The organism is Burkholderia sp. NRF60-BP8 (assembly GCF_001522585.2).
In the GTDB taxonomy this organism is placed as follows: domain Bacteria; phylum Pseudomonadota; class Gammaproteobacteria; order Burkholderiales; family Burkholderiaceae; genus Burkholderia.
The window spans coordinates 3,057,174-3,077,952 of sequence record NZ_CP013373.1 but is presented as its reverse complement, the minus strand read 5'-3'; the positions used below and the strand labels follow the sequence as shown (position 1 = coordinate 3,077,952).

24 protein-coding genes are annotated in these 20,779 nt (G+C 67.3%); 19 read left to right on the top strand and 5 right to left on the bottom strand.

Features of this window, described 5'->3' with window-relative positions:
• The first annotated feature begins 65 nt into the window (after nucleotides 1–65).
• A complete protein-coding gene (locus tag WS54_RS27890) occupies nucleotides 66–590 on the top strand; it encodes an O-acetyl-ADP-ribose deacetylase (protein ID WP_034208458.1) in 525 nt (174 codons plus the stop codon).
• A 33-nt stretch (nucleotides 591–623) separates the two neighbouring features.
• Here the strand turns inward: WS54_RS27890 and trmL are convergent, their stop codons facing one another.
• Nucleotides 624–1,094: a tRNA (uridine(34)/cytosine(34)/5-carboxymethylaminomethyluridine(34)-2'-O)-methyltransferase TrmL gene (gene trmL, locus WS54_RS27885; RefSeq protein ID WP_034208457.1), complete on the bottom strand. Its 471-nt coding sequence runs from the start codon at nucleotides 1,092–1,094 to the stop codon at nucleotides 624–626.
• A 101-nt stretch (nucleotides 1,095–1,195) separates the two neighbouring features.
• Entirely contained in the window at nucleotides 1,196–1,993 is a 798-nt protein-coding gene (locus tag WS54_RS27880) for a ComF family protein (protein ID WP_059781428.1), read from the bottom strand.
• Between the two features lie 81 nt (nucleotides 1,994–2,074).
• Here WS54_RS27880 and WS54_RS27875 point away from each other — a divergent pair, with 81 nt between their 5' ends.
• The 8 genes from WS54_RS27875 to WS54_RS27845 all read left to right on the top strand — a co-directional run bounded on the left by WS54_RS27875 (nucleotide 2,075) and on the right by WS54_RS27845 (nucleotide 9,160).
• Nucleotides 2,075–3,040, top strand: coding sequence for a methyltransferase domain-containing protein (locus WS54_RS27875; RefSeq protein WP_034208455.1), 966 nt, complete (start codon nucleotides 2,075–2,077; stop codon nucleotides 3,038–3,040).
• A gap of 195 nt (nucleotides 3,041–3,235) precedes the next feature.
• Nucleotides 3,236–3,760: a DUF2244 domain-containing protein gene (locus tag WS54_RS27870; protein ID WP_052100358.1), complete on the top strand. Its 525-nt coding sequence runs from the start codon at nucleotides 3,236–3,238 to the stop codon at nucleotides 3,758–3,760.
• Between the two features lie 56 nt (nucleotides 3,761–3,816).
• A complete protein-coding gene (gene coxB / locus WS54_RS27865) occupies nucleotides 3,817–5,403 on the top strand; it encodes a cytochrome c oxidase subunit II (RefSeq protein WP_059781430.1) in 1,587 nt (528 codons plus the stop codon).
• 43 nt (nucleotides 5,404–5,446) lie between these two features.
• Nucleotides 5,447–7,054 carry a cytochrome c oxidase subunit I gene (gene ctaD, locus WS54_RS27860; RefSeq protein WP_006477731.1) on the top strand — a complete coding sequence of 536 codons (1,608 nt, stop codon included), beginning with the start codon at nucleotides 5,447–5,449 and terminating at the stop codon, nucleotides 7,052–7,054.
• A gap of 91 nt (nucleotides 7,055–7,145) precedes the next feature.
• Nucleotides 7,146–7,286: a cytochrome oxidase small assembly protein gene (locus WS54_RS34045; protein WP_006486385.1), complete on the top strand. Its 141-nt coding sequence runs from the start codon at nucleotides 7,146–7,148 to the stop codon at nucleotides 7,284–7,286.
• Nucleotides 7,287–7,321: 35 nt separating this feature from the next.
• The gene (locus WS54_RS27855) at nucleotides 7,322–7,933 is read left to right on the top strand and encodes a cytochrome c oxidase assembly protein (RefSeq protein ID WP_034208453.1); all 612 of its coding nucleotides are present in this window, start codon (nucleotides 7,322–7,324) and stop codon (nucleotides 7,931–7,933) included.
• Between the two features lie 16 nt (nucleotides 7,934–7,949).
• The gene (locus tag WS54_RS27850) at nucleotides 7,950–8,150 is read left to right on the top strand and encodes a DUF2970 domain-containing protein (protein ID WP_034208452.1); all 201 of its coding nucleotides are present in this window, start codon (nucleotides 7,950–7,952) and stop codon (nucleotides 8,148–8,150) included.
• A 152-nt stretch (nucleotides 8,151–8,302) separates the two neighbouring features.
• Nucleotides 8,303–9,160 (top strand): cytochrome c oxidase subunit 3, encoded by an 858-nt coding sequence (locus tag WS54_RS27845; RefSeq protein ID WP_034208451.1) that lies wholly within the window; start codon nucleotides 8,303–8,305, stop codon nucleotides 9,158–9,160.
• Nucleotides 9,161–9,342: 182 nt separating this feature from the next.
• Here WS54_RS27845 and WS54_RS27840 read toward each other — a convergent pair whose 3' ends face one another.
• A complete protein-coding gene (locus WS54_RS27840; protein ID WP_006752055.1) occupies nucleotides 9,343–9,552 on the bottom strand; it encodes a twin transmembrane helix small protein in 210 nt (69 codons plus the stop codon).
• 84 nt (nucleotides 9,553–9,636) lie between these two features.
• Between WS54_RS27840 and WS54_RS27835 the strand changes: the two genes are divergently transcribed.
• The 5 genes from WS54_RS27835 to WS54_RS27815 are packed head-to-tail and all read left to right on the top strand — an operon-like array spanning nucleotide 9,637 to nucleotide 13,719.
• A complete protein-coding gene (locus WS54_RS27835; RefSeq protein WP_034208450.1) occupies nucleotides 9,637–10,347 on the top strand; it encodes an SURF1 family protein in 711 nt (236 codons plus the stop codon).
• Between the two features lie 60 nt (nucleotides 10,348–10,407).
• Nucleotides 10,408–11,034 (top strand): SCO family protein, encoded by a 627-nt coding sequence (locus WS54_RS27830; protein WP_059781432.1) that lies wholly within the window; start codon nucleotides 10,408–10,410, stop codon nucleotides 11,032–11,034.
• Nucleotides 11,035–11,059: 25 nt separating this feature from the next.
• A complete protein-coding gene (locus tag WS54_RS27825) occupies nucleotides 11,060–12,172 on the top strand; it encodes a COX15/CtaA family protein (RefSeq protein ID WP_034208448.1) in 1,113 nt (370 codons plus the stop codon).
• Between the two features lie 8 nt (nucleotides 12,173–12,180).
• The gene (gene cyoE, locus WS54_RS27820; RefSeq protein WP_006477738.1) at nucleotides 12,181–13,083 is read left to right on the top strand and encodes a heme o synthase; all 903 of its coding nucleotides are present in this window, start codon (nucleotides 12,181–12,183) and stop codon (nucleotides 13,081–13,083) included.
• Between the two features lie 18 nt (nucleotides 13,084–13,101).
• On the top strand, nucleotides 13,102–13,719 hold the full coding sequence (locus WS54_RS27815; protein ID WP_034208447.1) for an SCO family protein: 618 nt from the start codon (nucleotides 13,102–13,104) through the stop codon (nucleotides 13,717–13,719).
• 141 nt (nucleotides 13,720–13,860) lie between these two features.
• On the opposite strand, the gene WS54_RS27810 is transcribed toward WS54_RS27815, so the two are convergent.
• Nucleotides 13,861–14,151 (bottom strand): YciI family protein, encoded by a 291-nt coding sequence (locus WS54_RS27810; protein WP_012329263.1) that lies wholly within the window; start codon nucleotides 14,149–14,151, stop codon nucleotides 13,861–13,863.
• 240 nt (nucleotides 14,152–14,391) lie between these two features.
• Here WS54_RS27810 and WS54_RS27805 point away from each other — a divergent pair, with 240 nt between their 5' ends.
• Entirely contained in the window at nucleotides 14,392–16,029 is a 1,638-nt protein-coding gene (locus WS54_RS27805) for a methyl-accepting chemotaxis protein (protein WP_059781434.1), read from the top strand.
• Nucleotides 16,030–16,255: 226 nt separating this feature from the next.
• Nucleotides 16,256–17,071, top strand: coding sequence for a MetQ/NlpA family ABC transporter substrate-binding protein (locus WS54_RS27800; RefSeq protein WP_059781436.1), 816 nt, complete (start codon nucleotides 16,256–16,258; stop codon nucleotides 17,069–17,071).
• A 95-nt stretch (nucleotides 17,072–17,166) separates the two neighbouring features.
• On the opposite strand, the gene WS54_RS27795 is transcribed toward WS54_RS27800, so the two are convergent.
• The gene (locus tag WS54_RS27795; RefSeq protein ID WP_059781438.1) at nucleotides 17,167–17,484 is read right to left on the bottom strand and encodes a VF_A0006 family four-cysteine protein; all 318 of its coding nucleotides are present in this window, start codon (nucleotides 17,482–17,484) and stop codon (nucleotides 17,167–17,169) included.
• Nucleotides 17,485–17,818: 334 nt separating this feature from the next.
• Between WS54_RS27795 and WS54_RS27790 the strand changes: the two genes are divergently transcribed.
• From WS54_RS27790 to WS54_RS27780, 3 genes are all read left to right on the top strand, one after another.
• A complete protein-coding gene (locus WS54_RS27790; protein WP_059781440.1) occupies nucleotides 17,819–18,784 on the top strand; it encodes an ABC transporter substrate-binding protein in 966 nt (321 codons plus the stop codon).
• 139 nt (nucleotides 18,785–18,923) lie between these two features.
• A complete protein-coding gene (locus WS54_RS27785) occupies nucleotides 18,924–19,820 on the top strand; it encodes an ABC transporter permease (protein ID WP_034208444.1) in 897 nt (298 codons plus the stop codon).
• A 1-nt stretch (nucleotide 19,821) separates the two neighbouring features.
• A complete protein-coding gene (locus WS54_RS27780) occupies nucleotides 19,822–20,616 on the top strand; it encodes an ABC transporter ATP-binding protein (protein ID WP_059781442.1) in 795 nt (264 codons plus the stop codon).
• Nucleotides 20,617–20,779 lie beyond the last annotated feature (163 nt).

Sequence of the window (20,779 nt, the reverse complement as noted above, 5' to 3'; positions counted from 1 at the left end):
GCGCCGGGCACGCGGCGCCAAAGCGGACTACGCTTGAAGTGTCTCCGGCGTTCCGCGAGGTCGTCATGCTGCAGATCCATTCCACCACGCTCGATGCGCAGGTCGTCGACATCACGACGCTCGACGTCGATGCGATCGTCAACGCCGCGAACGGCTCGCTGCTCGGCGGGGGCGGCGTCGACGGCGCGATTCACCGCGCGGCCGGCCCCGGCCTGCTCGCCGAGTGCCGCACGCTCGGCGGCTGCGACACCGGCGACGCGAAGCTCACGCGCGGCCACGGGTTGCCCGCGCGCTACGTGATCCACGCGGTCGGGCCGGTATGGTATGGCGGCGCGCGCGGCGAGGCCGAACTGCTCGCATCGTGCTATCGGCGCGCGATCGAGCTGGCCGAAGAGGTTGCCGCGACGTCGATCGCGTTTCCGGCGATCAGTTGCGGCGTCTACCGCTATCCGGCCGAAGCCGCCGTCGATATCGCGGTCGGCACCGTCATCGAGATGCTCGCGCAGGCGCCGAACCTCGCCCGCGTGGTATTCGCGTGCTTTTCCCCCGACATCTACGACCTGTACCGCGCGCGCCTCGTGCGAACCTGACGCGTTCGGCGCCCGGGCTGCGTGCGTCGCGCGTCAGGCGCCGCCTTCGAAGCCGGCCTGACGCCAGGCCTCGAACACGACCACCGCGACCGTGTTCGACAGGTTCAGGCTGCGGTTGTCCGGCCGCATCGGCAGGCGCACGCGCTGTTCGTTCGGAAAGCGTTCGAGCAGCTCGGCGGGCAGGCCGCGCGTTTCGGAGCCGAACACGAACCAGTCGCCGGGCAGGAACGCACGATCGTGGAAGCGGCCCGAGCCGCGCGTCGTGAACGCGAACATCCGCGCAGGCTCGGGTGCTTCGGCGGCGACGAACGCGTCCCAGTCGCGATGCACGCGCATCTGCGCATACTCGTGATAGTCGAGGCCGGCGCGGCGCATCCGCGCGTCGTCGAGCGGAAAGCCGAGCGGCTCGATCAGGTGCAGGTGCGCGCCGGTGTTCGCGCACAGGCGGATCACGTTGCCGGTGTTCGGCGGAATTTCGGGGGCGACGAGAACGACGTTGAACATGTTTCGGTTGGGCTGGGGCGGCCGGAGTGGCGCAGCGCGCGCGTGCATCCGGCCGGCCGGTTCGTGACGGCCGCACGCGGGCGGCCGGCTTCTTTATCTAATTAATCCCTGGCGGTGCGCAGCGCAACCAGATTCGTCACGCGCGCGGCGCCCGCCGCCTTCAGCGCCTGCGCGGCCGCCGCGAGCGTCGCGCCGGACGTCATCACGTCGTCGACGAGCGCGATGTGGCGACCGGCGACGCCGCCTGCCACCGCGAAAGCCGCCATCACGTTGTCGCGTCGTGCGCGCCGGTCGAGCCGCGACTGCGGCGCGGTGTCGGCGACGCGCGCGAGCAAGGCCGCGTCCGCTTGCACGCCGAGCCTGCGCGCGAGCGGACGCGCGATCGCCCACGCCTGGTTGTAGCCGCGCGCGACGAGCCGCCGGTGCGACAGCGGCACGGGCGCGACGAGGTCGAAGCCGCGCGCATCGCGCGTATCGTCGACCAGCCGTGCGAGCCGGGCCGCGAATTCGCCGCCGAGCGCGAGCCGCGCATGAAACTTCAGGCCGCGCGCGAGCCCGTCGAGCGGCGCGCGGTAATCGGCGAGCGCGAGCGTCGCGTCGAACGGCGGCGGCGCGGTGCGGCACGCGTCGCACCGGTACGCGGCCGCGCGGCCGGCGCCGGGGCGACGGCCGCCGGGCGATCGCACGTGCCCGACGCCGAGCGGCAGCGCGCAGACGTCGCAGCGCAGCCGCGCTTCATTCCAGTACGCGGCATCGCAGGCGCCGCAAATCACGGCGTGTGACAAATTGCCGCATAGCGCGCACCGGTTCGGCAACGCGACCGCGGCAACGCGCGCGCCCCATGTTCTGGCGTGCGACAAAACGACGCGAACCGAGCGTTCGGCGGAACCGCGGACCATCGCAACACTCCTGGCATGCCGCCTCAATGAAGCTTGCGAGGCGAGCGAGTATACTTCGGGCTCTTCGCCAGTGTGCCCGACATGTCCCCAGCTTCGACTTCAACCGGCCGTCCGGCCAATGACGCCAGGCGCCTGCGGCGGATCTTCGACCGCCGTGCCGCCACGTTCGATGCGGTTGCGTTCCTGCCGCGCGAGATCGCGCAGCGGATGAACGAGCGCCTCGAATACATCAAGGTGAGCCCCGCGGCCGTGCTGGATGCGGGCTGCGGCCCGGGCGACGATCTCCCGGCGCTGCGCGCGCGCTTTCCGGAAGCGCCGGTGTTCGGCGTGGACCTGTCCGGCGCGATGCTCGCGCGGGCCGGTCGGCGCGAAGTCGAGCAGACCACCTGGCGCCGCTGGCTGCCGGCGTCGCTCGGTCGGGCGCTGGGCCAGCGCGGCCCGCGCGTCGCGCAGGCCGACTTCGCCGCGCTGCCGTTCCCGGGCGGCGCGTTCGACCTGATCTGGTCGAATCTCGCGCTCCACTGGCATTCGCGTCCCGATACCGTCTTCCCCGAATGGCAGCGCGTGCTGCGCGTGAACGGGCTCCTGATGTTCAGCACGCTCGGCCCCGACACGCTGCGCGAGCTGCGCGCGGCCTGCGCGGACGCCGAAGCGGCGCTCGGCATCGCGCCGCCCGCCGCGCGCGTGATCGATTTCGTCGACATGCACGACCTCGGCGACATGCTCGTCGAGAGCGGCTTCGAGATTCCCGTGATGGACCAGGAAGTGCTGACCGTCACCTACAAATCCGCCGATTCCCTGCTGGCCGACGTGCGCCGTTGGGGCGCCTATCCGTTCGAGCGCACGGCGCCGCGGCACGCGATGCGGCGCTTTCGCGCGGCGCTCGGCGACGCGCTGGACGCGCGCCGGCGCGAGGACGGCACGATTGCGCTGACCTTCGAGGTGATCTACGGCCACGCATGGAAGGCCGTGCCGCGCACGACCGCGGAAGGGCACGGGATCGTGCGCATCGAGGACATCGGCAGGGGGCGTCCGAAGAATCGGTAAAGCGGTAAAGAGGGGTTTTGTTATGTCTGAAATTAGCGGCGCAAAGCGGGGTCGAATTGGCGGCTAAAACGGCCGAAAAGCTTGTCGCGCTTGGCTTGGCGGGCGATAGGCGCTTGCTTGTGGATGCCATTGAACCCGCCTATAATGCGTCAGCTTGTCGTCCCGGGGTCCCCGCAATACGGGGCGACGAGTCCGATGCAGGCATGCATCGCATGCCATTCGCGTGAGGCGGCGATGGAAGCAGCGAGGGTTTTGGCGGAGACGGCGGACAGCGAACCGATCCTCGAAGATTGGCTCATGAAACGCAACTGTTCGGTGTCGCCACGCCAGTTCGTGCTGTTTTACGCGTCGCTCGCGGGCTTCTCGCTGGCGATCGCGGCGTTGCTGATGTGGAGAGGGGCCTGGCTCGTCATGCCCTTTACCGGCATCGAGTTGCTGGCGGTGGGTGTCGCATTTGCGATCTATGCTCGCCATGCGGTCGATTACGAGCGCATCAGGCTGTTTCCGCACCGGCTCGTGATCGAGCGGATGGATGCGGAGCGGCTCACGCAGATCGAATTCAACCCGCGCTGGGTGCGGGTCGAGCCGGGTGCGACGCCACGCGATCCGATTCGGCTGGTGTCGCGCGGGCAGACCGTCGTAATCGGGCAGCATCTCGCGCAGTACAAGCGTGCGCAGTTCGCCGACGAACTGCGCGTGTCGCTCAGGCGCTGCGGCTGACGAGGCGCAGCCATCGGCCGGAACGGGCCGGCGGCTTGCGACGGGGGAGGGTTTGAATGGAAATTTTGGGTAAGGATGCTATGAAAACAATCAAGCGAGCCCTCGCGGGCGTGCTGGCATGCAGCGGATTGCTCTTTGCCGGTGCGGCCCTGGCGGTCGGTGATAGCCCGGGCGGCCCCCGTGTCAACGAGATCAACTTTCAGCCGCCGGTCACGAAAATCGCCGAGGAGCTCTACGATCTCCACACGATGATGCTGATCCTCTGTACGGTGATCTTCGTCGGCGTGTTCGGCGTGATGTTCTATTCGATCTTCGCGCACCGCAAATCCAAGGGCCACAAGGCCGCCAATTTCCATGAAAGCACGACCGTCGAGATCATCTGGACGATCGTGCCGTTCGTCATCGTCGTGCTGATGGCGCTGCCGGCGACGAAGGCCGTCGTCGCGATGAAGGACACGACGAACGCCGATCTCACGATCAAGGTCACCGGCTACCAGTGGAAGTGGGGCTACGACTACGTGAAGGGCCCGGGCGAGGGCATCGGCTTCCTGTCGACGCTGACCACCCCGCGCGACGAAGTGATGGGCAAGAAGCCGATCACCGACACCTATCTGCAGGAAGTCGACAATCCGCTCGTCGTGCCGGTCAACAAGAAGATCCGCATCATCACGACCGCGAACGACGTCGTCCACTCGTGGTACGTGCCCGCGTTCGGCGTGAAGCAGGATGCGATCCCCGGCTTCGTGCGCGACACGTGGTTCAAGGCCGACAAGGTCGGCACGTTCCGCGGTTTCTGTACCGAGCTGTGCGGCAAGGAACACGCGTACATGCCGGTCGTCGTCGAAGTGCTGTCGGAAGACGACTACGCGAAGTGGGTCACCGCGCAGAAGGCGAAGCTCGCCAGCGCGGCGGTCGATCCGAACAAGGTCTACACGATGGCCGAACTCGTCGCGCACGGCGAGGAAGTCTACAAGGCGAACTGCGCGGCCTGCCACCAGGTGAACGGCAAGGGCCTCGGCGCGTTCCCGGCGATGGACGGCAGCCCGATCGTGAACGGCCCGATCGCGGCCCACGTCGAGCGCGTGCTGCACGGCAAGGGCGCGATGCCGTCGTGGGCATCGCTGTCGGACCTCGACATCGCTTCGGTCGTCACGTACGAACGCAACTCGTGGGGCAACCACAAGAACGACCTGCTGCAGCCGAAGCAAGTGGCTGACGCACGCAACGGCAAGATGCCGGAAGACACCGCGGGCGCGGCACCGGCAGAAGCGGCTTCGGCATCGGCGCAAGCCGCGTCGGGCACCGAGCAGCCGGCGGCAGCGGCATCGGCCGCGCTGTCGACGATCTACTTCGAGACGGGCAAGAGCGTGCTGCCGGCCGACGCGAAGGCGGCGATCGCCGCCGCGGCCGACTATGCGAAGGCGCATCCGGACGCGAAGCTCGCGCTGTCGGGCTTCACCGACAAGACGGGCTCGGCCGACGCGAACGCCGAACTGGCGAAGCATCGGGCCCAGGCCGTGCGCGATGCGCTGAAGGCAGCAGGCGTGGCGGAAGACCACATCATTCTCAAAAAGCCGGAAACGATCACGGGCGGGGCTGACGCGAAGGAAGCCCGGCGTGTCGAGATCGGCCCGGCGGCTTGACGTGTCGCTGAGTTAGTCGACGTATTCGCATTAGGAGATTCTCATGTCTAGCATCGGGCACGACGTAGCCGCGGACCACGCGCACGACGACCACGCGCACGAAGCCCCGCACGGCTGGCGTCGCTGGCTGTTCGCCACCAACCACAAGGACATCGGTACGCTGTACCTGCTGTTCTCGTTCATCATGTTCCTGTCGGGCGGCGTGATGGCGCTCGGCATCCGTGCCGAGCTGTTCGAGCCGGGCCTGCAGATCATGCGTCCGGAGTTCTTCAACGAACTCACGACGATGCACGGCCTGATCATGGTGTTCGGCGCGATCATGCCGGCCTTCGTCGGCTTCGCGAACTGGATGATTCCGCTGCAGATCGGCGCATCCGACATGGCGTTCGCGCGGATGAACAACTTCAGCTTCTGGCTGCTGCCGGTCGCGGCCGTGCTGCTGGTCGGTTCGTTCTTCGCGCCGGGCGGCGCGACGGCCGCCGGCTGGACGCTGTACGCACCGCTGTCGACGCAGATGGGCCCGGGCATGGACTTCGCGATCTTCGCGGTCCACATCATGGGCGCGTCGTCGATCATGGGCGGGATCAACATCGTCGTGACGATCCTGAACATGCGCGCACCGGGCATGACGCTGATGAAGATGCCGATGTTCGCGTGGACGTGGCTGATCACCGCGTACCTGCTGATCGCCGTGATGCCGGTCCTGGCGGGCGCGATCACGATGGTGCTGTTCGACCGCCACTTCGGCACGTCGTTCTTCAACGCGGCAGGCGGCGGCGACCCGGTGATGTACCAGCACATCTTCTGGTTCTTCGGCCACCCCGAGGTGTACATCATGATTCTGCCGGCGTTCGGGATCGTGTCGCAGGTGATCCCGGCGTTCGCGCGCAAGACGCTGTTCGGCTATAGCTCGATGGTGTACGCGACGGCGTCGATCGCGATCCTGTCGTTCATGGTCTGGGCGCACCACATGTTCGCCACGGGCATGCCGGTCACCGGCCAGCTGTTCTTCATGTACGCGACGATGCTGATCGCGGTGCCGACGGGCGTGAAGGTGTTCAACTGGCTCGCGACGATGTGGCGCGGCTCGATGACGTTCGAAACGCCGATGCTGTTCGCGATCGGCTTCCTGTTCGTGTTCACGTTCGGCGGCCTGACGGGCCTGATGCTCGCGATGGCGCCGCTCGACATCCAGTATCACGGCACCTACTTCGTGGTCGCGCACTTCCACTACGTGCTGGTGGCCGGCTCGCTGTTCGCGCTGTTCTCGGGCTGGTACTACTGGGCGCCGAAGTGGACGGGCTGGATGTACAACGAGACGCGCGGCAAGATCCACTTCTGGGCGTCGATGATCTTCTTCAACCTGACGTTCTTCCCGATGCACTTCGTCGGTCTCGCGGGCATGCCGCGCCGCTATGCGGACTACCCGGCGCAGTTCACGGACTTCAACCAGGTGGCGACGATCGGCGCATTCGGCTTCGGCCTCGCGCAGGTGTACTTCCTGTTCGCGGTCGCGCTGCCGGCCTATCGTGGCGGCGGCGAGCTGGAGAAGGCGTCGGACAAGCCGTGGGACGGCGCGACGGGCCTCGAGTGGACGGTGCCGAGCCCGGCTCCCTTCCACACGTTCGAGCAACCGCCGCACGTCGAATAAGTGTCACCCGGCGGCCCGCCGCTGCCTGCCGCGCAGGCAGGCGCGGCGGGCGCCGAATCGATGGATCAGCGAAGTTTCAGCGAAGTTGCAGATGACCCGGAATCCACAAGAAAGACGAACGCCCGAGCAGATCCGCGCGGGCAACAAGCGGCTCGGCCTCACCCTGCTCGTCATCGCCGCCGTTTTTTTTGTGGGTGTCGTGATCAAGCAGTGGTGGCTGTCCACCCACTGATGCAGTAATTGACGCAGTAGCGAGGAAGTCGTCGTATGTCGAAGCCGGAAGAGGGCGCCGTGGATCGTGCGTTCAATCGTTCGATGCTGGTGAAGCTCTTCGTCGTGGCCGGGCTGATGTTCGGTTTCGGCTTCGCGCTGATCCCGATGTATCGGGCGATCTGCCAGATCACCGGCATCAACAACCTGGTGCAGCGCGATGTCAGCGAGCGCGAGGTGAAGAACTCGCAGGTCGACTATAGCCGCACGGTGTCGGTCGAGTTCGATGCGAACGCACGCGGGCCGCTCGGGTTCAAGCCGGAGCACAACAGCCTCGACGTGCATCCGGGCGAGCTGACGACGATCGTGTACGACGTGACGAACGGGCAGGGCCGGCCGGTCGTCGCGCAGGCGATTCCGAGCTACGCGCCGAAGCAGGCGACGGAGTTCTTCAAGAAGATCGAGTGCTTTTGCTTCACGCAGCAGACGCTGACCGCGAACGAGTCGCGCAAGATGCCGGTGGTGTTCGTGATCGACCCGAAATTGCCGAAGGACGTGAAGACGATCACGCTGTCGTACACGTTCTTCGAGCTGAATACCCCGGCCACGCCGGCACCGGCGCAGCGCAGCACGGCGGCGGCGCAGGGTGCGGCGAAGCCGGACGCATGAAGACGGAGGCGGGGCGATGACGGAGATCAAGCGGAGCGGGACGTTCGGACAGGCGTTGAGAGCGGTGCTGTGGTCGTTCTTCGGGGTGCGCAAGCGGCGCGACCTGGAGGCCGATGCGACGCAGCTCAATCCGCTGCACGTGCTGATCGTCGCGTTGATCGCGGCCGGCGTGTTCATCGGCGTGCTGATCCTGATCGTGCGTGCCGTCGTGGGCTGAGGCGAGCGGCGCGCGGCTAGCGGCCACGAAAGAATGCAGTGCGCGGCGCCACGGCGCGGCGTGCAGGAAAGAGCGGCGGCGGTCTCGCCGCGCAAGAAATAAAGCCGGAGCGGTTTCCGGTACACAAATTGGACTGAAGTGGAGAATCAAGCATGAGCGGTCAAAACCAGACCCCGTACTATTTCGTGCCGCATCCGTCGCAGCATCCGATCAGCGCGGCCATCGGCCTGCTGGTCATGCTCGGGTCGGTAGCGCTGTGGATCAACGGTCACGACTGGGCGCCGTTTACGGCGCTGCTCGGCCTGCTGTGGTTGCTCTTCACGCTGTATCACTGGTTCGGCGACGCGATCGCCGAATCGGAAGGCGGTCATTACGGCAAGAACGTCGACAAGTCGTACCGCTGGAGCATGAGCTGGTTCATCTTCTCGGAAGTCATGTTCTTCGGCGCGTTCTTCGGCGCGCTGTTCTATGCGCGTGAAATCGCGCTGCACCAGCTCGGCAGCCTCGACTACAAGCTGATCTGGCCGGACTTCTCCGCCGTGTGGCCGAACGAAGGCCCCGCCGCGCTCGCCGGTCACTTCAAGACGATGGGCCCGTGGCCGATCCCGACGCTGAACACCGCGCTCCTGCTGTCGTCGGGCGTGACGCTGACGATCTCGCACCACGCGCTGCGCGACGATCATCGCAAGAAGGCGATTGCATGGCTGGCCGCGACGCTCGTGTTCGGGATCTGCTTCCTGTTCCTGCAGGGCTTCGAGTACTACCACGCGTACAACGAACTGAACCTGACGCTGAACTCGGGCGTGTACGGTTCGACGTTCTTCCTGCTGACCGGCTTCCACGGCTTCCACGTGTTCCTCGGCGGCACGATGCTCGCGGTGGTGCTGGTGCGGATGATCCGCGGCCACTTCAAGCCCGATCATCACTTCGCGTTCGAAGGCGCCGCGTGGTACTGGCACTTCGTCGACGTCGTCTGGCTCGGCCTGTACGTCGTCGTCTACTGGCTGTAAATGGAAAAACGGCCCGCGCAGCGATGCGCGGGCCGTTTTCATTGGTGTGCGGGCGCGGCGGCGAAGCCGCGGCCGACACCGCCCCGGCGCCGCCGCGACTCAGTCAGGCGGCGCTTTTGCTTGGTGGCGCGGCCGTGCGGCGAAATGTCACAGCGGCTGCGGCAGCCGGCGCGGCAACGGCATCAACGTCCGATCGGCAGGCCGGTCGAATGGATCCAGCCCATCCAGTTCGCGAACAGGATGAACAGGAACAGCGACACCGACAGCCCGACGCGGGTGGCGAGCGACCAGACCATGCGCTTCGTATGGCCTCGGTCGTGCATCATGAAGTAGAGCGCCGAGCCCATGCTGGCAATGATGAGGACGAAGGCGATGGGAACGAGTATGTGCATGACACGAACCGGACGACGGCAATTCGAAAGGAAGAGGATAATTATCGCACTTCGCTTTCGCGCACGTGCCGGGCGGGCCGCACGATGAAGATTCGCTGGCTGCCTGCGCTGCTGATCCTCGTCGTCGTCGCCGTCACGATCCGTCTCGGTTTCTGGCAACGCGACCGCGCACACCAGAAGGAGGCGCTGCAGGCGAGCATCGCGCGCTACGAGCAGGCGGCCCCGGTCGATCTCGGCGCGCAGCCGGTGCCGCTCGCGTCGATCGAGTTTCACCGCGTGCGGGCGAAAGGCCGTTTCATGCCCGAGCAAGCGGTGTTCCTCGACAATCGGCCGTATAACGACCAGCCGGGTTTTTACGTCGTGATGCCGTTTAAACTCACGGGCGGCGGCGTCGTGCTCGTGAACCGCGGCTGGCTGCCGCGCAACATCGCCGATCGCACGGCGATCGAGCCGTTCGCGACGCCGGCGGGCGAGGTCGAGATCGTCGGCATCGCGCGCGCCGATGCGTCGCGCGCGTTCGAGCTCGGCGAAGGCGGGTCGGCCGCGCACCAGAAGATCCGGCAGAACCTCGACGTCGCCGCGTATGCAAAGGAAACCGGGCTGCCGCTGCAGCCGTTCGTGATCCAGCAGACGAGCGACGACGGCGACAAGCTCGTGCGCGACTGGCCGGCGGCGACGACCGGCGTCGAGCGCAATTACGGTTACATGTTTCAGTGGTGGGCGATGGCGGCGGCCGCGCTCGGCTTCGGCCTGTACGCCGCGCGGCGTGCGGCGAAGAAGTCGACCGGCGCGTGAGCGCCATGCCAGGACGCGGCGCCGGCGCCGCGGGTTCGTTTCGAGAGGTCTGATTTGTCCATGCAATCTTCCCGTCAAGGTCCGGCCGCAGCGCCGATGTCGGCCGCGGCCCGCAAGCGCGGCCGCTGGATGCTCGTGCTGCTGGGTCTCGTGTGCGCTGCACCGATGATCGCGTCGTATTTCACCTATTACGTGATCAAGCCGAAGGGTGGGTCGACGAATTACGGCACGCTGATCGAGCCGCAGCGCCCGATCCCGGCGGATCTGCAGGTCACCGACGAAACCGGCAAGACGGTACCGCTGTCGTCGCTGCGCGGCGTCTGGCTGTTCGTGATGACCGACCGCAGCGCGTGCGACGACGCCTGCGCGCGCAAGCTGTATTTCATGCGCCAGATCCGCGTCACGCAGGCGGGCGAGCGGCACCGGATCACGATGGTGTGGCTGCGCAGCGATGCGGGCGCGACGCCGCAAAAGGTGCTGGACGCGTATCCGGACACGCGCCGGTTCGTCGCGGATCCGGCCGCGGTGGCCGCGTGGCTGCCGGCCGATGCCGGCACGAAGGACACCGACCACATCTACATGGTCGACCCGAACGGCAACCTGATGATGCGTTTCCCGAAAGACCCGAATCCCAGCAAGATCAAGTCGGACGTGACGAAGCTGCTGAAGTGGTCGAGCATCGGTTGAGGCGAGAGAACGAGGCACCATTCCGATGTCGTATCTACTGCAACTCGGCCTGATCGGCCTGTGCATCGCACTGCTGCCGCTGTCGTACGTGTGGGTGAAGGCCGACGACGACAAGTTCCGCAAGCTCGTGTGGATCACCACGTTCCTGACCCTCGACCTCGTGATGTTCGGCGGCTTCACGCGGCTGACCGATTCGGGGCTCGGCTGCCCCGACTGGCCCGGCTGCTACGGCACGTCGTCGCCGTTCATCGCGCACGCGGCGATCACGGCGGCGCACCAGGCGATGCCGACCGGGCCGGTCAGCATGACGAAGGCGTGGATCGAGATGATCCATCGTTATTTCGCGATGGCTATCGGCGTGCTGATCATCGCGCAGGTGGCGATCGCGTGGGCCGCGCGGCTGCGCCGCCGCCCGCTGCACGTGTCGCCGTGGTGGCCGACGAGCCTGCTGCTGCTGATTCTCGTGCAGGGTGCGTTCGGCGCATGGACGGTCACGATGAAGCTGCAGCCGGTGATCGTCACGATCCACCTGCTGCTCGGCCTCACGCTGCTCGGCACGCTCGGCTGGCTCGCGGCGCGGCAGACACCGCTGCCGTCGCATGACCCGGAGGCCGGGCGCTACCGGGCGGCCGCGCTCGCGGCGCTCGTGCTGCTGGTCGTGCAGATCGCGCTCGGCGGCTGGGTCAGCACCAACTACGCGGTGCTCGCGTGCACCGACTTCCCGACCTGCAACGGCCAGTGGATTCCGCCGATGGATTTCCAGCACGGCTTCCACCTGTGGCGCGCGCTCGGGATGACGAAGGACGGCGACGCGATCACGCAGGACGCGCTGGTCGCGATCCATTGGACGCACCGCACGTTCGCGTTCGTCGTGGTCGCGTATCTGGTCGCGTTCGCGCTGAAGATGCGCCGCTTCGCATCGCTGCGGCGGCCCGCGAACGGCGTGCTGCTGGTCGTCCTGCTGCAGTTCGTGACGGGCCTGACCAACATCGTGCTGCAGTGGCCGCTGCCGGTCGCGGTCGCGCACAACGGCGGCGCCGCGATCCTGCTGCTGCTCGTCGTCATGTTAAACTTTCGCATCCTTTCAAGCCGCCCCGGCCGTGTCGCGCAGCCCGCGCGCGACGCCGCCCCGGCGTGACCGCCCCCATGCAAAGCACCCTCTCCCAATCGCCCGGTAGCCGCTTTTCCCAGTACATGGCGCTGACGAAGCCGCGTGTCACGCAGCTCGCGGTGTTCTGCGCGGTGATCGGCATGTTCCTCGCGACGCCGGGCATGGTGCCGTGGCATGTGCTGATCGGCGGCACCGTCGGCATCTGGCTGCTGGCCGGCGCCGCGTTCGCGATCAACTGCCTCGTCGAGCAGAAGATCGACGCGATGATGCGCCGCACCGCGTGGCGCCCGTCCGCGCGCGGCGAGATCACGACGCCGCAGATCCTGCTGTTCTCGGCCGTGCTCGGCAGCGTCGGCGCATGGACGCTCTATACGTTCACGAACCCGCTGACGATGTGGCTGACGATCGCGACGTTCGTCGGCTACGCGGTGATCTACACGCTGCTGCTCAAGCCGATGACGCCGCAGAACATCGTGATCGGCGGCGCGTCGGGCGCGATGCCGCCGGCGCTCGGGTGGGCGGCGGTCACCGGCGCGGTGCCGGGCGACGCGTGGATCCTCGTGCTGATCATCTTCGTCTGGACGCCGCCGCATTTCTGGGTGCTCGCGCTCTATCGCCGCAAGGATTACGAGAACGCCGGGCTGCCGATGCTGCCCGTCACGCACGGCGAGAAGTTCACGCGCCTGCACATCCTGCTGTATACAGTGATCCTGTTCGCGGTCACGCTGATGCCGTTCATTTCCGGGATGAGCGGGGCCGTCTACCTGACGAGCGCGGTGCTGCTCGGCGCGGTGTTTCTCGCGTATGCGTGGAAGATCCATCGCGACTATTCGGACGAACTCGCCCGCAAGGCCTTCCGCTACTCGATCGTCTATCTGTCGCTGCTGTTCGCGGCGCTGCTCGTCGATCACTATGCACGCCCGCTGCTCGGCGTGTAACCGCACGGTTTGAACGCAATGCTCCCATCACGGTTCGGGCGCCGCGCGCGCCAAGGCTGGATGCTCGCGTGCGCATTCACGGCAGCGCTGCTGCTCGCCGGATGCGACAACGCGCCGAAATTCCAGAATCTCGACATCACCGGCAACACGCAGTTCGGCAGCGACTTCTCGCTGCCCGATACGACCGGCAAGGTCCGCACGCTCGCCGACTTCAAGGGCCGTGCGGTCGTGATGTTCTTCGGCTATACGCATTGCCCGGACGTGTGCCCGACCACGATGGCCGAATTGTCCGAAGCGCTGAAGCAGCTCGGGCCGGATGCCGCGAAACGCGTGCAGGTGCTGTTCGTCACCGTCGATCCGGAGCGCGACACGCCGGCGCTGCTCGGCCAGTACGTGCCCGCGTTCGATCCGTCGTTCATCGGCCTGCGGCCGGCCGACGAAGCGCAGCTCAAGAAGGTCACGAAGGATTTCCGCGTGTACTACGCGAAGGTGCCCGGCAAGACGCCCGGCAGCTACACGATGGATCACACGGCCGCGAGCTACGTGTTCGACCGCGACGGCAAGCTGCGCCTGTTCGTGCGCGACGGCCAGGGCCCGGCCCCGTGGGTCCACGACCTGAAGCTGCTGGTCGACTGACCGGCAGCTGCCGGGCGAGCGGCCCGGCGTGTCGCGTGACGGCCGTCCTGCGCCGTCGCGTTTTTCCTCTCTCATCGTGGTGCGCATGCGCTGCCCGCCGGGCGGCGCGTCGGCATGCGCGCGCGTGGCGCCGAAGCCGCGTTACGGCAGCGCCGGCACGTTGAAGCCGGAGGCGGCGCGCGTGATCCGGAATTCCGTCACGCGATACGTGGCGAGCCCCTCGGTGACGAACGGGTCGGTCTCGAGGATCGCGTCGAGCGCGTCGCGATCGATGCGGGCCGCGAGGATCACGCCGCCTTCGCGCGGCACCTTCGGCCCCGCCGCGATGAAGATGCCCTTGTCGAACTGCGGCTGCAGGTACGCGCGGTGGCGTTCGAGCGCGTCGTCGATGCGCTCGAGCGACGCGGTGTAGTGGATGTCGATGACGTACATGGATGGCCCTGGAAGGATGCCGGCGCTTCGCGCACCGGCCGGTCGGTCTTTTTAGCACAGCGGACGCGGGCTGTCGCGCCGGCGCGGCCTCGCGACGGGCGCCGTACCTGTCGATCGCCGGCTCGCCGCGGCCGCGCGTATTCAAGATGTAAGCCTCGTTGCCGTAAATGAAAGAGCAACCGTTTGCGCGCGGCAGGCCGTTCGCGCGTCGGATGCTTCGACATCGACAGAGGCACGCAGATGAGCAGAATGAGTTTGAACCGCAAGCTGTGGCTCGCGCTTGCGCTGGTATGGATCGGTCTCCTGGGCGTCGGCGCATGGAGCGCCTACGAGACGCGCGCGACGATGCTCGCCGAACGCAAGGCCGGCATCGCGAATCTCGTCGACTCGGCGGCGGGCATCGTGAAGGCCTATCACACGCTCGTGCAGAACGGCACGCTGCCCGAGGCCGACGCGAAGCGCGACGCGCTCGCGCGTCTCGCCGCGATGCGCTACGGCGATTCGGGCTACGTGTTCGTGATGGATTCGAAGCCGGTCGTGCTGATGCATCCGACGCTGCCGAAGCTCGTCGACACGCAGGTCGGCGACTATCTCGATCCGGACGGCAAGCCGCTGTTCGTGACGATTCTGAACGCGGCGAAGGCGACCGGCAGCGGCTTCGCCGAATATCGCGGGCGGCTGCCGCACAGCGAGACGGCCGTGCCGAAGATCAGCTACGTCACGCGGTTCGCGCCGTGGGACTGGAACATCTCGAGCGGCGTGTTCCTGAAGGACATCGACACCGTCTACTACCGGACGCTGCTCGGCCATCTGGCCGTGGTGTTCGTGATCGGCCTCGTGATCAGCGCGGCGATGCTGGTGATCATCCGCAACGTGCGCGGCAGCCTCGGCGGCGAGCCTGACGAAGCGGCCGCGCTCGCGACGCGCATCGCGCAGGGCGACCTGACGCAGCCGGTGCCGGTGCGCGCGGGCGACCGCACGAGCATGATGGCCGCGATGCACGACATGCAGGCGCGGCTGCAGGCGACGATCGGCGGGATTCGCCAGTCGGCCGAAGCGATCGCGTCGGCGAGCCGCCAGATCTCGGCCGGCAACGACGACCTGTCGCAGCGCACCGAGGAGCAGGCCGCGTCGCTCGAGGAAACGGCCGCGAGCATGGAGCAACTGACCGCGACGGTGAAGCAGAACGCCGACAACGCGCGGCAGGCGAGCGGGCTCGCGAACAATGCGTCGGACATCGCGCGCACGGGCAGCGACGTCGTGAACCGCGTGATCGGCACGATGGGCGAGATCGACGACAGCTCGCGCAAGATCGCCGACATCATCGGCGTGATCGAGGGCATCGCATTCCAGACCAACATCCTCGCGCTGAACGCGGCGGTCGAGGCCGCGCGCGCAGGCGAGCAAGGCCGCGGCTTCGCGGTGGTCGCGGGTGAGGTGCGCTCGCTCGCGCAGCGCAGCGCGACGGCCGCGAAGGAGATCCGCGCGCTGATCGTCGATTCGGTCGAGCGCGTGCGCAACGGCTCGACGCTGGTCGGCCAGGCCGGTACGACGATGGGCGAGATCCTGCAGGCGGTCGCGCGCGTGACCGACATCATGGGCGAGATCGCGGCGGCGTCCGAGGAGCAGGCGAGCGGCATCACGCAGGTCGGGCGCGCGGTCACGCAGATGGACCAGGTGACCCAGCAGAACGCGGCGCTGGTCGAGGAAGCTGCCGCGGCGGCCGCGTCGCTGCAGGAACAGGCCGCGCGGCTGCGCGATGCGGTCGGCGCGTTCCGGGTCGGCAATGCCGGCGGCCCGGCGCCGCGCGGGGCCGGTGCGCGTGCGGTCGAACCGGCCTTCGGCGCGAAGGCGGCCGACGAGACGGTGGCGGCGTGACGCGTGTCGGCCGATGGACCGATGCGTCGATGGACCGATGCGCCAAGAAAAACTGCAACTAACGGCCGACTCGTGCGTCGGCCGCCGGCACCGCGCGGGTGCATACCCATATGAGCGGGATGTATTTCACTTCCCGCCGATCCTGTGACACCATTTGGCCCTTCCTGCGAGTCGGGGCATACCCGTATCGCGCCCCATTTCAAGTAAGCAAGCAAGCGAGAAACAGATGAAGCGTCGCAGTCTCCTGAAGGTATTTTCCGTGCTGGCCACCGGTGCCGCGCTGACGCTGTCGGCAGGCGCGCACGCCGAAGACAAGGTGATCAAGGTCGGCACGGTCGCCGGCCCGGATTCGGAAGTGTGGCAAGTCGTGCAGAAGGTCGCGAAAGAGAAGGAAGGCCTGAACGTGAAGGTCGTCGAGTTCAACGACTACGTGCAGCCGAACGCGGCGCTCGACTCGGGCGACCTCGATGCGAACAGCTTCCAGCACCAGCCCTACCTCGACAGCCAGGTGAAGCAGCGCGGCTACAAGCTCGTCAGCGCGGGCCTGACCTACATCTCCCCGATCGGCGTGTACTCGAAGAAGTTCAAGTCGCTGAAGGATCTGCCGCAGGGCGCGAAGCTCGCGGTGCCGAACGATCCGTCGAACGAAAACCGCGCGCTGCTGCTGCTGCAGACGCAAGGCGTGATCAAGCTGAAGTCGGGCGCCGGCACGGGCGGCAACAACGCAACGGTGCTCGACATCGCCGAGAACCCGAAGAAGCTGAAGATCTCCGAACTCGACGCCGCGCAACTGCCGCGCGTGCTGTCGGACGTCGACGCGGCCGTGATCAACACGAACTACGCGCTCGCCGCGAACCTGCAGCCGACCAAGGACGCGATCGCGCTCGAATCGCTGACGAGCCCGTACGCGAACCTGATCGCCGTGCGCGCGAAGGACAAGGATCAGCCGTGGGTGAAGAAGCTGGTCAAGGCGTACCAGTCGCCGGAAGTGAAGGAATTCATCAAGAAGCAGTTCAAGGGCTCGATGGTCGCGTCGTTCTGAACGCCGCTCACCCCGCTCACCGGTCGGACCGCTGAACGAAAAGGGCCTGCTCGCGCAGGCCCTTTTTTCATTGGCGCGGCAGGCGCGCGCCTGCCCTACATCTCGCCGCGCCGCGAGCAGATCGCCATGATCTGCTGGATCGCATAGTTGTCGCGCACGCCGGGCAACGATTGCACGACGCACTCGTGATAGCGCCGCTCGCGCGGCAGCAGCATCGCGTTGTTGCGGTACAGCGCGTCGCACGAGCGCTGGATCAACTGCGCGGCGGCGCCGTTGCGGCTTTCGCGCAGCGCATTGAGCATGCAGTCGTCGTATTGCGCGCTGCCGTCGGTCAGCGCGAATGCCGCGCCCGGCAGCGCCTGCGTGACGGCGGCGAAGGCCGCGAAGGCGATCGCGCGAATCGTTCGTTTCATGTCCCCTCCGATGGTGTGGATCGGGTCGGCGGACAGCATAACGTAAAGCCGCGAGCGCGGCTGGCGCGTTGCGCCGGGACCGGCGCGGAGCGCCGCCAGCCGGGCTTTCCAGGCATTTCATGGGGGCGCGGCGGCGCCGCGCATCGGCCGCTCGCGCGAAAGCGCGGAGTCAGGCGGTGGTCTGCGGAAATGGTATCCTCGTGCGTTCGCCGCCGCACGCTTTCCCGGAGCGTGCGTGGGCCGATCGCCCGCGTCCCGCACGTGCGGCGGCGCCCGCCTGACGGCGGCGGGAATCCATCATCCAGAACCGACACAATACGGGGGAGACTCACCCATGAATCGTTTCAAGACTCTCGCGATCCGTTCGATCACGGCCGGCGTCGCCGCACTCGCGCTGGCCGGCGTCGCGCACGCGCAGACGGTCAAGGTCCTGTCGATCGTCGACCATCCGGCGCTCGATGCGATCCGCGACGGCGTGCGCGCCGAACTGAAGGCGCAAGGTTACGGCGACGACAAGCTCAAGTGGGAATACCAGAGCGCCCAGGGCAACACGGGCACGGCCGCGCAGATCGCGCGCAAGTTCGTCGGCGACAAGCCCGACGTGATCGTCGCGATCGCGACACCGGCCGCGCAGTCGGTCGTCGCGGCGACGAAGAGCGTGCCGGTCGTCTACTCGGGCGTGACCGATCCGGTCGCCGCGCAGCTCGTGAAGGGTTGGGGGCCGTCGGGCACCAACGTGACGGGCGTATCCGACAAGCTGCCGCTCGACCGCCAGGTCGAACTGATCAAGCGCGTCGTGCCGAATGCGAAGACGGTCGGCATGGTCTACAACCCGGGCGAGGCGAATTCGGTCGTCGTCGTGAAGGAGCTCAAGGAGCTCCTCGCGAAGCAGGGAATGGCGCTGAAGGAAGCGGCCGCACCGCGCACCGTCGACATCGGCCCGGCCGCGAAGAGCCTGATCGGCAAGGTCGACGTGATCTACACGAACACCGACAACAACGTCGTGTCCGCGTACGAAGCGCTGGTGAAGGTCGCGAACGAAGCGAAGATTCCGCTCGTCGCCGGCGACACCGACAGCGTGAAGCGCGGCGGCATCGCGGCGCTCGGCATCAATTACGGCGATCTGGGCCGGCAGACCGGCAAGGTCGTCGCGCGCATCCTGAAGGGCGAGAAGCCGGGCGCGATCGCGTCGGAGACGAGCAGCAACCTCGAACTGTTCGTCAATACGGGCGCGGCCGCGAAGCAGGGCGTCACGCTGGCGCCGGATCTCGTGAAGGAAGCGAAGACGGTCATCAAGTAAGCCCGCGGCCCGAGCGCCGCGCTTGCAGGCCCGATCCGGGCCTCGACGACATCGCCGGACGGGCGGCTCCCACCCGGGCCGCCCGTTCGCTTCGCCCGGCCGTACACGTCCGGCCGGGAAGCAACAGGATTTCCCCATCATGTCTCTGTTCTCGTTTCTGGGCGCCCTGGAGATCGGCCTGATCTTCAGCCTCGTCGCCCTCGGGGTGCTGATCTCGTTTCGCATCCTCAACTTCCCCGACCTCACCGTCGACGGCAGCTTTCCGCTCGGCGGCGCGGTCGCCGCGACGCTGATCTCGGCCGGCTACGACCCGTTTTCCGCGACGCTGCTCGCGATCGTCGCGGGCGCGCTGGCCGGCTTCGTCACCGGCTGGCTGAACGTGCGCCTGAAGATCATGGATCTGCTCGCCAGTATCCTGATGATGATCGCGCTCTACTCGGTGAACCTGCGGATCATGGGCAGGCCGAACGTGCCGCTGATCACCGAGCCGACGCTGTTCACCGTGCTGCAGCCCGACTGGATGCCCGATTACGTGCTGCGCCCGGCGCTGCTCGCGATCGTCGTCGTGGTCGCGAAGCTCGGCCTCGACTGGTTCTTCTCGTCGCAGCTCGGCCTCGCGATGCGCGCGACCGGCGCGAATCCGCGGATGGCGCGTGCGCAAGGCATCGCGACCGGTCGCGCGACGCTCGCCGGGATGGCGCTGTCGAACGCGCTCGTCGCGCTCGCGGGCGCGCTGTTCGCGCAGACGCAGGGCGGCTCGGACATTTCGATGGGGATCGGCACGATCGTGATCGGGCTGGCCGCGGTGATCATCGGCGAGACGCTGCTGCCCGCACGCCGGCTGGTGCTGACGACGCTCGCCGTCGTGCTCGGCGCGATCGTCTACCGCTTCTTCATCGCGCTCGCGCTGAACAGCGAATTCATCGGCCTGAAGGCGCAGGACCTGAACCTCGTGACGGCCGCGCTCGTCACGATCGCGCTGGTGCTGCCGGCGACGCGCAAGAAGCTGTTCGCGCGCAAGAACGGAGGGGCATGACATGTTGTCCGCACAAGACCTGAAACTCACGTTCAATCCCGGCACGCCGATCGAGACGCGCGCGCTGCGCGGGCTGTCGCTCGAGATTCCCGACGGCCAGTTCGTCGCGGTGATCGGCTCGAACGGCGCCGGCAAGTCGACTTTCCTGAACGCGATCAGCGGCGACCAGGCCGTCGATGCGGGACGCATCGCGATCGACGGCACGGACGTCACGCGCAAGGCCGCGTGGGACCGCGCGCACCTCGTCGCGCGCGTGTTCCAGGATCCGATGGCCGGCACCTGCGAGGCGCTGACGATCGAGGAGAACATGGCGCTCGCGATGGCGCGCGGCGTGCGGCGCGGTTTCCGGGCCGCGCTCGATCGCCCGTCGCGCGAGCTGTTCCGCGACAAGTTGCGGCTCCTGAATCTCGGACTGGAAAACCGGCTGACCGACCGGATCGGGCTGCTGTCGGGCGGCCAGCGGCAGGCCGTGAGCCTGCTGATGGCGTCGCTGCGGCCGTCGCGCATCCTGCTGCTCGACGAGCACACGGCCGCGCTCGACCCGAAGACGGCCGCGTTCGTGCTGGAGCTGACCGCGCGCATCGTCGCCGAGAGCAAGCTGACGACGATGATGGTCACGCACAGCATGCGGCAGGCGCTCGACTATGGCGACCGCACGGTGATGCTGCACCAGGGGCAGGTCGTGCTCGACGTGTCGGGCGATGCGCGCCGCGGACTCGATGTGCCGGACCTGCTGCAGATGTTCGAGAAGGTGCGGCACGAGCAGCTCGACGACGACGCGTTGTTGCTGGGGTGAATTGGGTTGCTTTCGGCTGTTTTGGCTGGTCTCTCGGGTGTTCCCGGCTGCTTTCGCCGGATCCCGGCTGATTCAGGCTGAGCCGGGCTGATCGACCGGACGGCTGCCCGGGCTGCCCGGCCGGCGCGCAGGTTTGGCGTCGGTCGAGCGGTCCGTTTTCGTA

Coding starts and splice junctions, on each gene's coding strand:
- WS54_RS27790 (WP_059781440.1), top strand. CDS start 17,819: ATGAATCGTTTCAAGACTCTCGCGATCCGTTCGATCACGGCCGGCGTC.
- WS54_RS27875 (WP_034208455.1), top strand. CDS start 2,075: ATGTCCCCAGCTTCGACTTCAACCGGCCGTCCGGCCAATGACGCCAGG.
- WS54_RS27805 (WP_059781434.1), top strand. CDS start 14,392: ATGAGCAGAATGAGTTTGAACCGCAAGCTGTGGCTCGCGCTTGCGCTG.
- WS54_RS27815 (WP_034208447.1), top strand. CDS start 13,102: ATGCTCCCATCACGGTTCGGGCGCCGCGCGCGCCAAGGCTGGATGCTC.
- WS54_RS27855 (WP_034208453.1), top strand. CDS start 7,322: ATGTCGAAGCCGGAAGAGGGCGCCGTGGATCGTGCGTTCAATCGTTCG.
- WS54_RS27810 (WP_012329263.1), bottom strand. CDS start 14,151: ATGTACGTCATCGACATCCACTACACCGCGTCGCTCGAGCGCATCGAC.
- WS54_RS27795 (WP_059781438.1), bottom strand. CDS start 17,484: ATGAAACGAACGATTCGCGCGATCGCCTTCGCGGCCTTCGCCGCCGTC.
- trmL (WP_034208457.1), bottom strand. CDS start 1,094: ATGTTCAACGTCGTTCTCGTCGCCCCCGAAATTCCGCCGAACACCGGC.
- ctaD (WP_006477731.1), top strand. CDS start 5,447: ATGTCTAGCATCGGGCACGACGTAGCCGCGGACCACGCGCACGACGAC.
- WS54_RS27830 (WP_059781432.1), top strand. CDS start 10,408: ATGCAATCTTCCCGTCAAGGTCCGGCCGCAGCGCCGATGTCGGCCGCG.
- WS54_RS27825 (WP_034208448.1), top strand. CDS start 11,060: ATGTCGTATCTACTGCAACTCGGCCTGATCGGCCTGTGCATCGCACTG.
- WS54_RS27800 (WP_059781436.1), top strand. CDS start 16,256: ATGAAGCGTCGCAGTCTCCTGAAGGTATTTTCCGTGCTGGCCACCGGT.
- WS54_RS27880 (WP_059781428.1), bottom strand. CDS start 1,993: ATGGTCCGCGGTTCCGCCGAACGCTCGGTTCGCGTCGTTTTGTCGCAC.
- WS54_RS27845 (WP_034208451.1), top strand. CDS start 8,303: ATGAGCGGTCAAAACCAGACCCCGTACTATTTCGTGCCGCATCCGTCG.
- WS54_RS27785 (WP_034208444.1), top strand. CDS start 18,924: ATGTCTCTGTTCTCGTTTCTGGGCGCCCTGGAGATCGGCCTGATCTTC.
- WS54_RS27835 (WP_034208450.1), top strand. CDS start 9,637: ATGAAGATTCGCTGGCTGCCTGCGCTGCTGATCCTCGTCGTCGTCGCC.
- WS54_RS27890 (WP_034208458.1), top strand. CDS start 66: ATGCTGCAGATCCATTCCACCACGCTCGATGCGCAGGTCGTCGACATC.
- WS54_RS34045 (WP_006486385.1), top strand. CDS start 7,146: ATGACCCGGAATCCACAAGAAAGACGAACGCCCGAGCAGATCCGCGCG.
- cyoE (WP_006477738.1), top strand. CDS start 12,181: ATGCAAAGCACCCTCTCCCAATCGCCCGGTAGCCGCTTTTCCCAGTAC.
- WS54_RS27840 (WP_006752055.1), bottom strand. CDS start 9,552: ATGCACATACTCGTTCCCATCGCCTTCGTCCTCATCATTGCCAGCATG.
- WS54_RS27850 (WP_034208452.1), top strand. CDS start 7,950: ATGACGGAGATCAAGCGGAGCGGGACGTTCGGACAGGCGTTGAGAGCG.
- coxB (WP_059781430.1), top strand. CDS start 3,817: ATGGAAATTTTGGGTAAGGATGCTATGAAAACAATCAAGCGAGCCCTC.
- WS54_RS27780 (WP_059781442.1), top strand. CDS start 19,822: ATGTTGTCCGCACAAGACCTGAAACTCACGTTCAATCCCGGCACGCCG.
- WS54_RS27870 (WP_052100358.1), top strand. CDS start 3,236: ATGCAGGCATGCATCGCATGCCATTCGCGTGAGGCGGCGATGGAAGCA.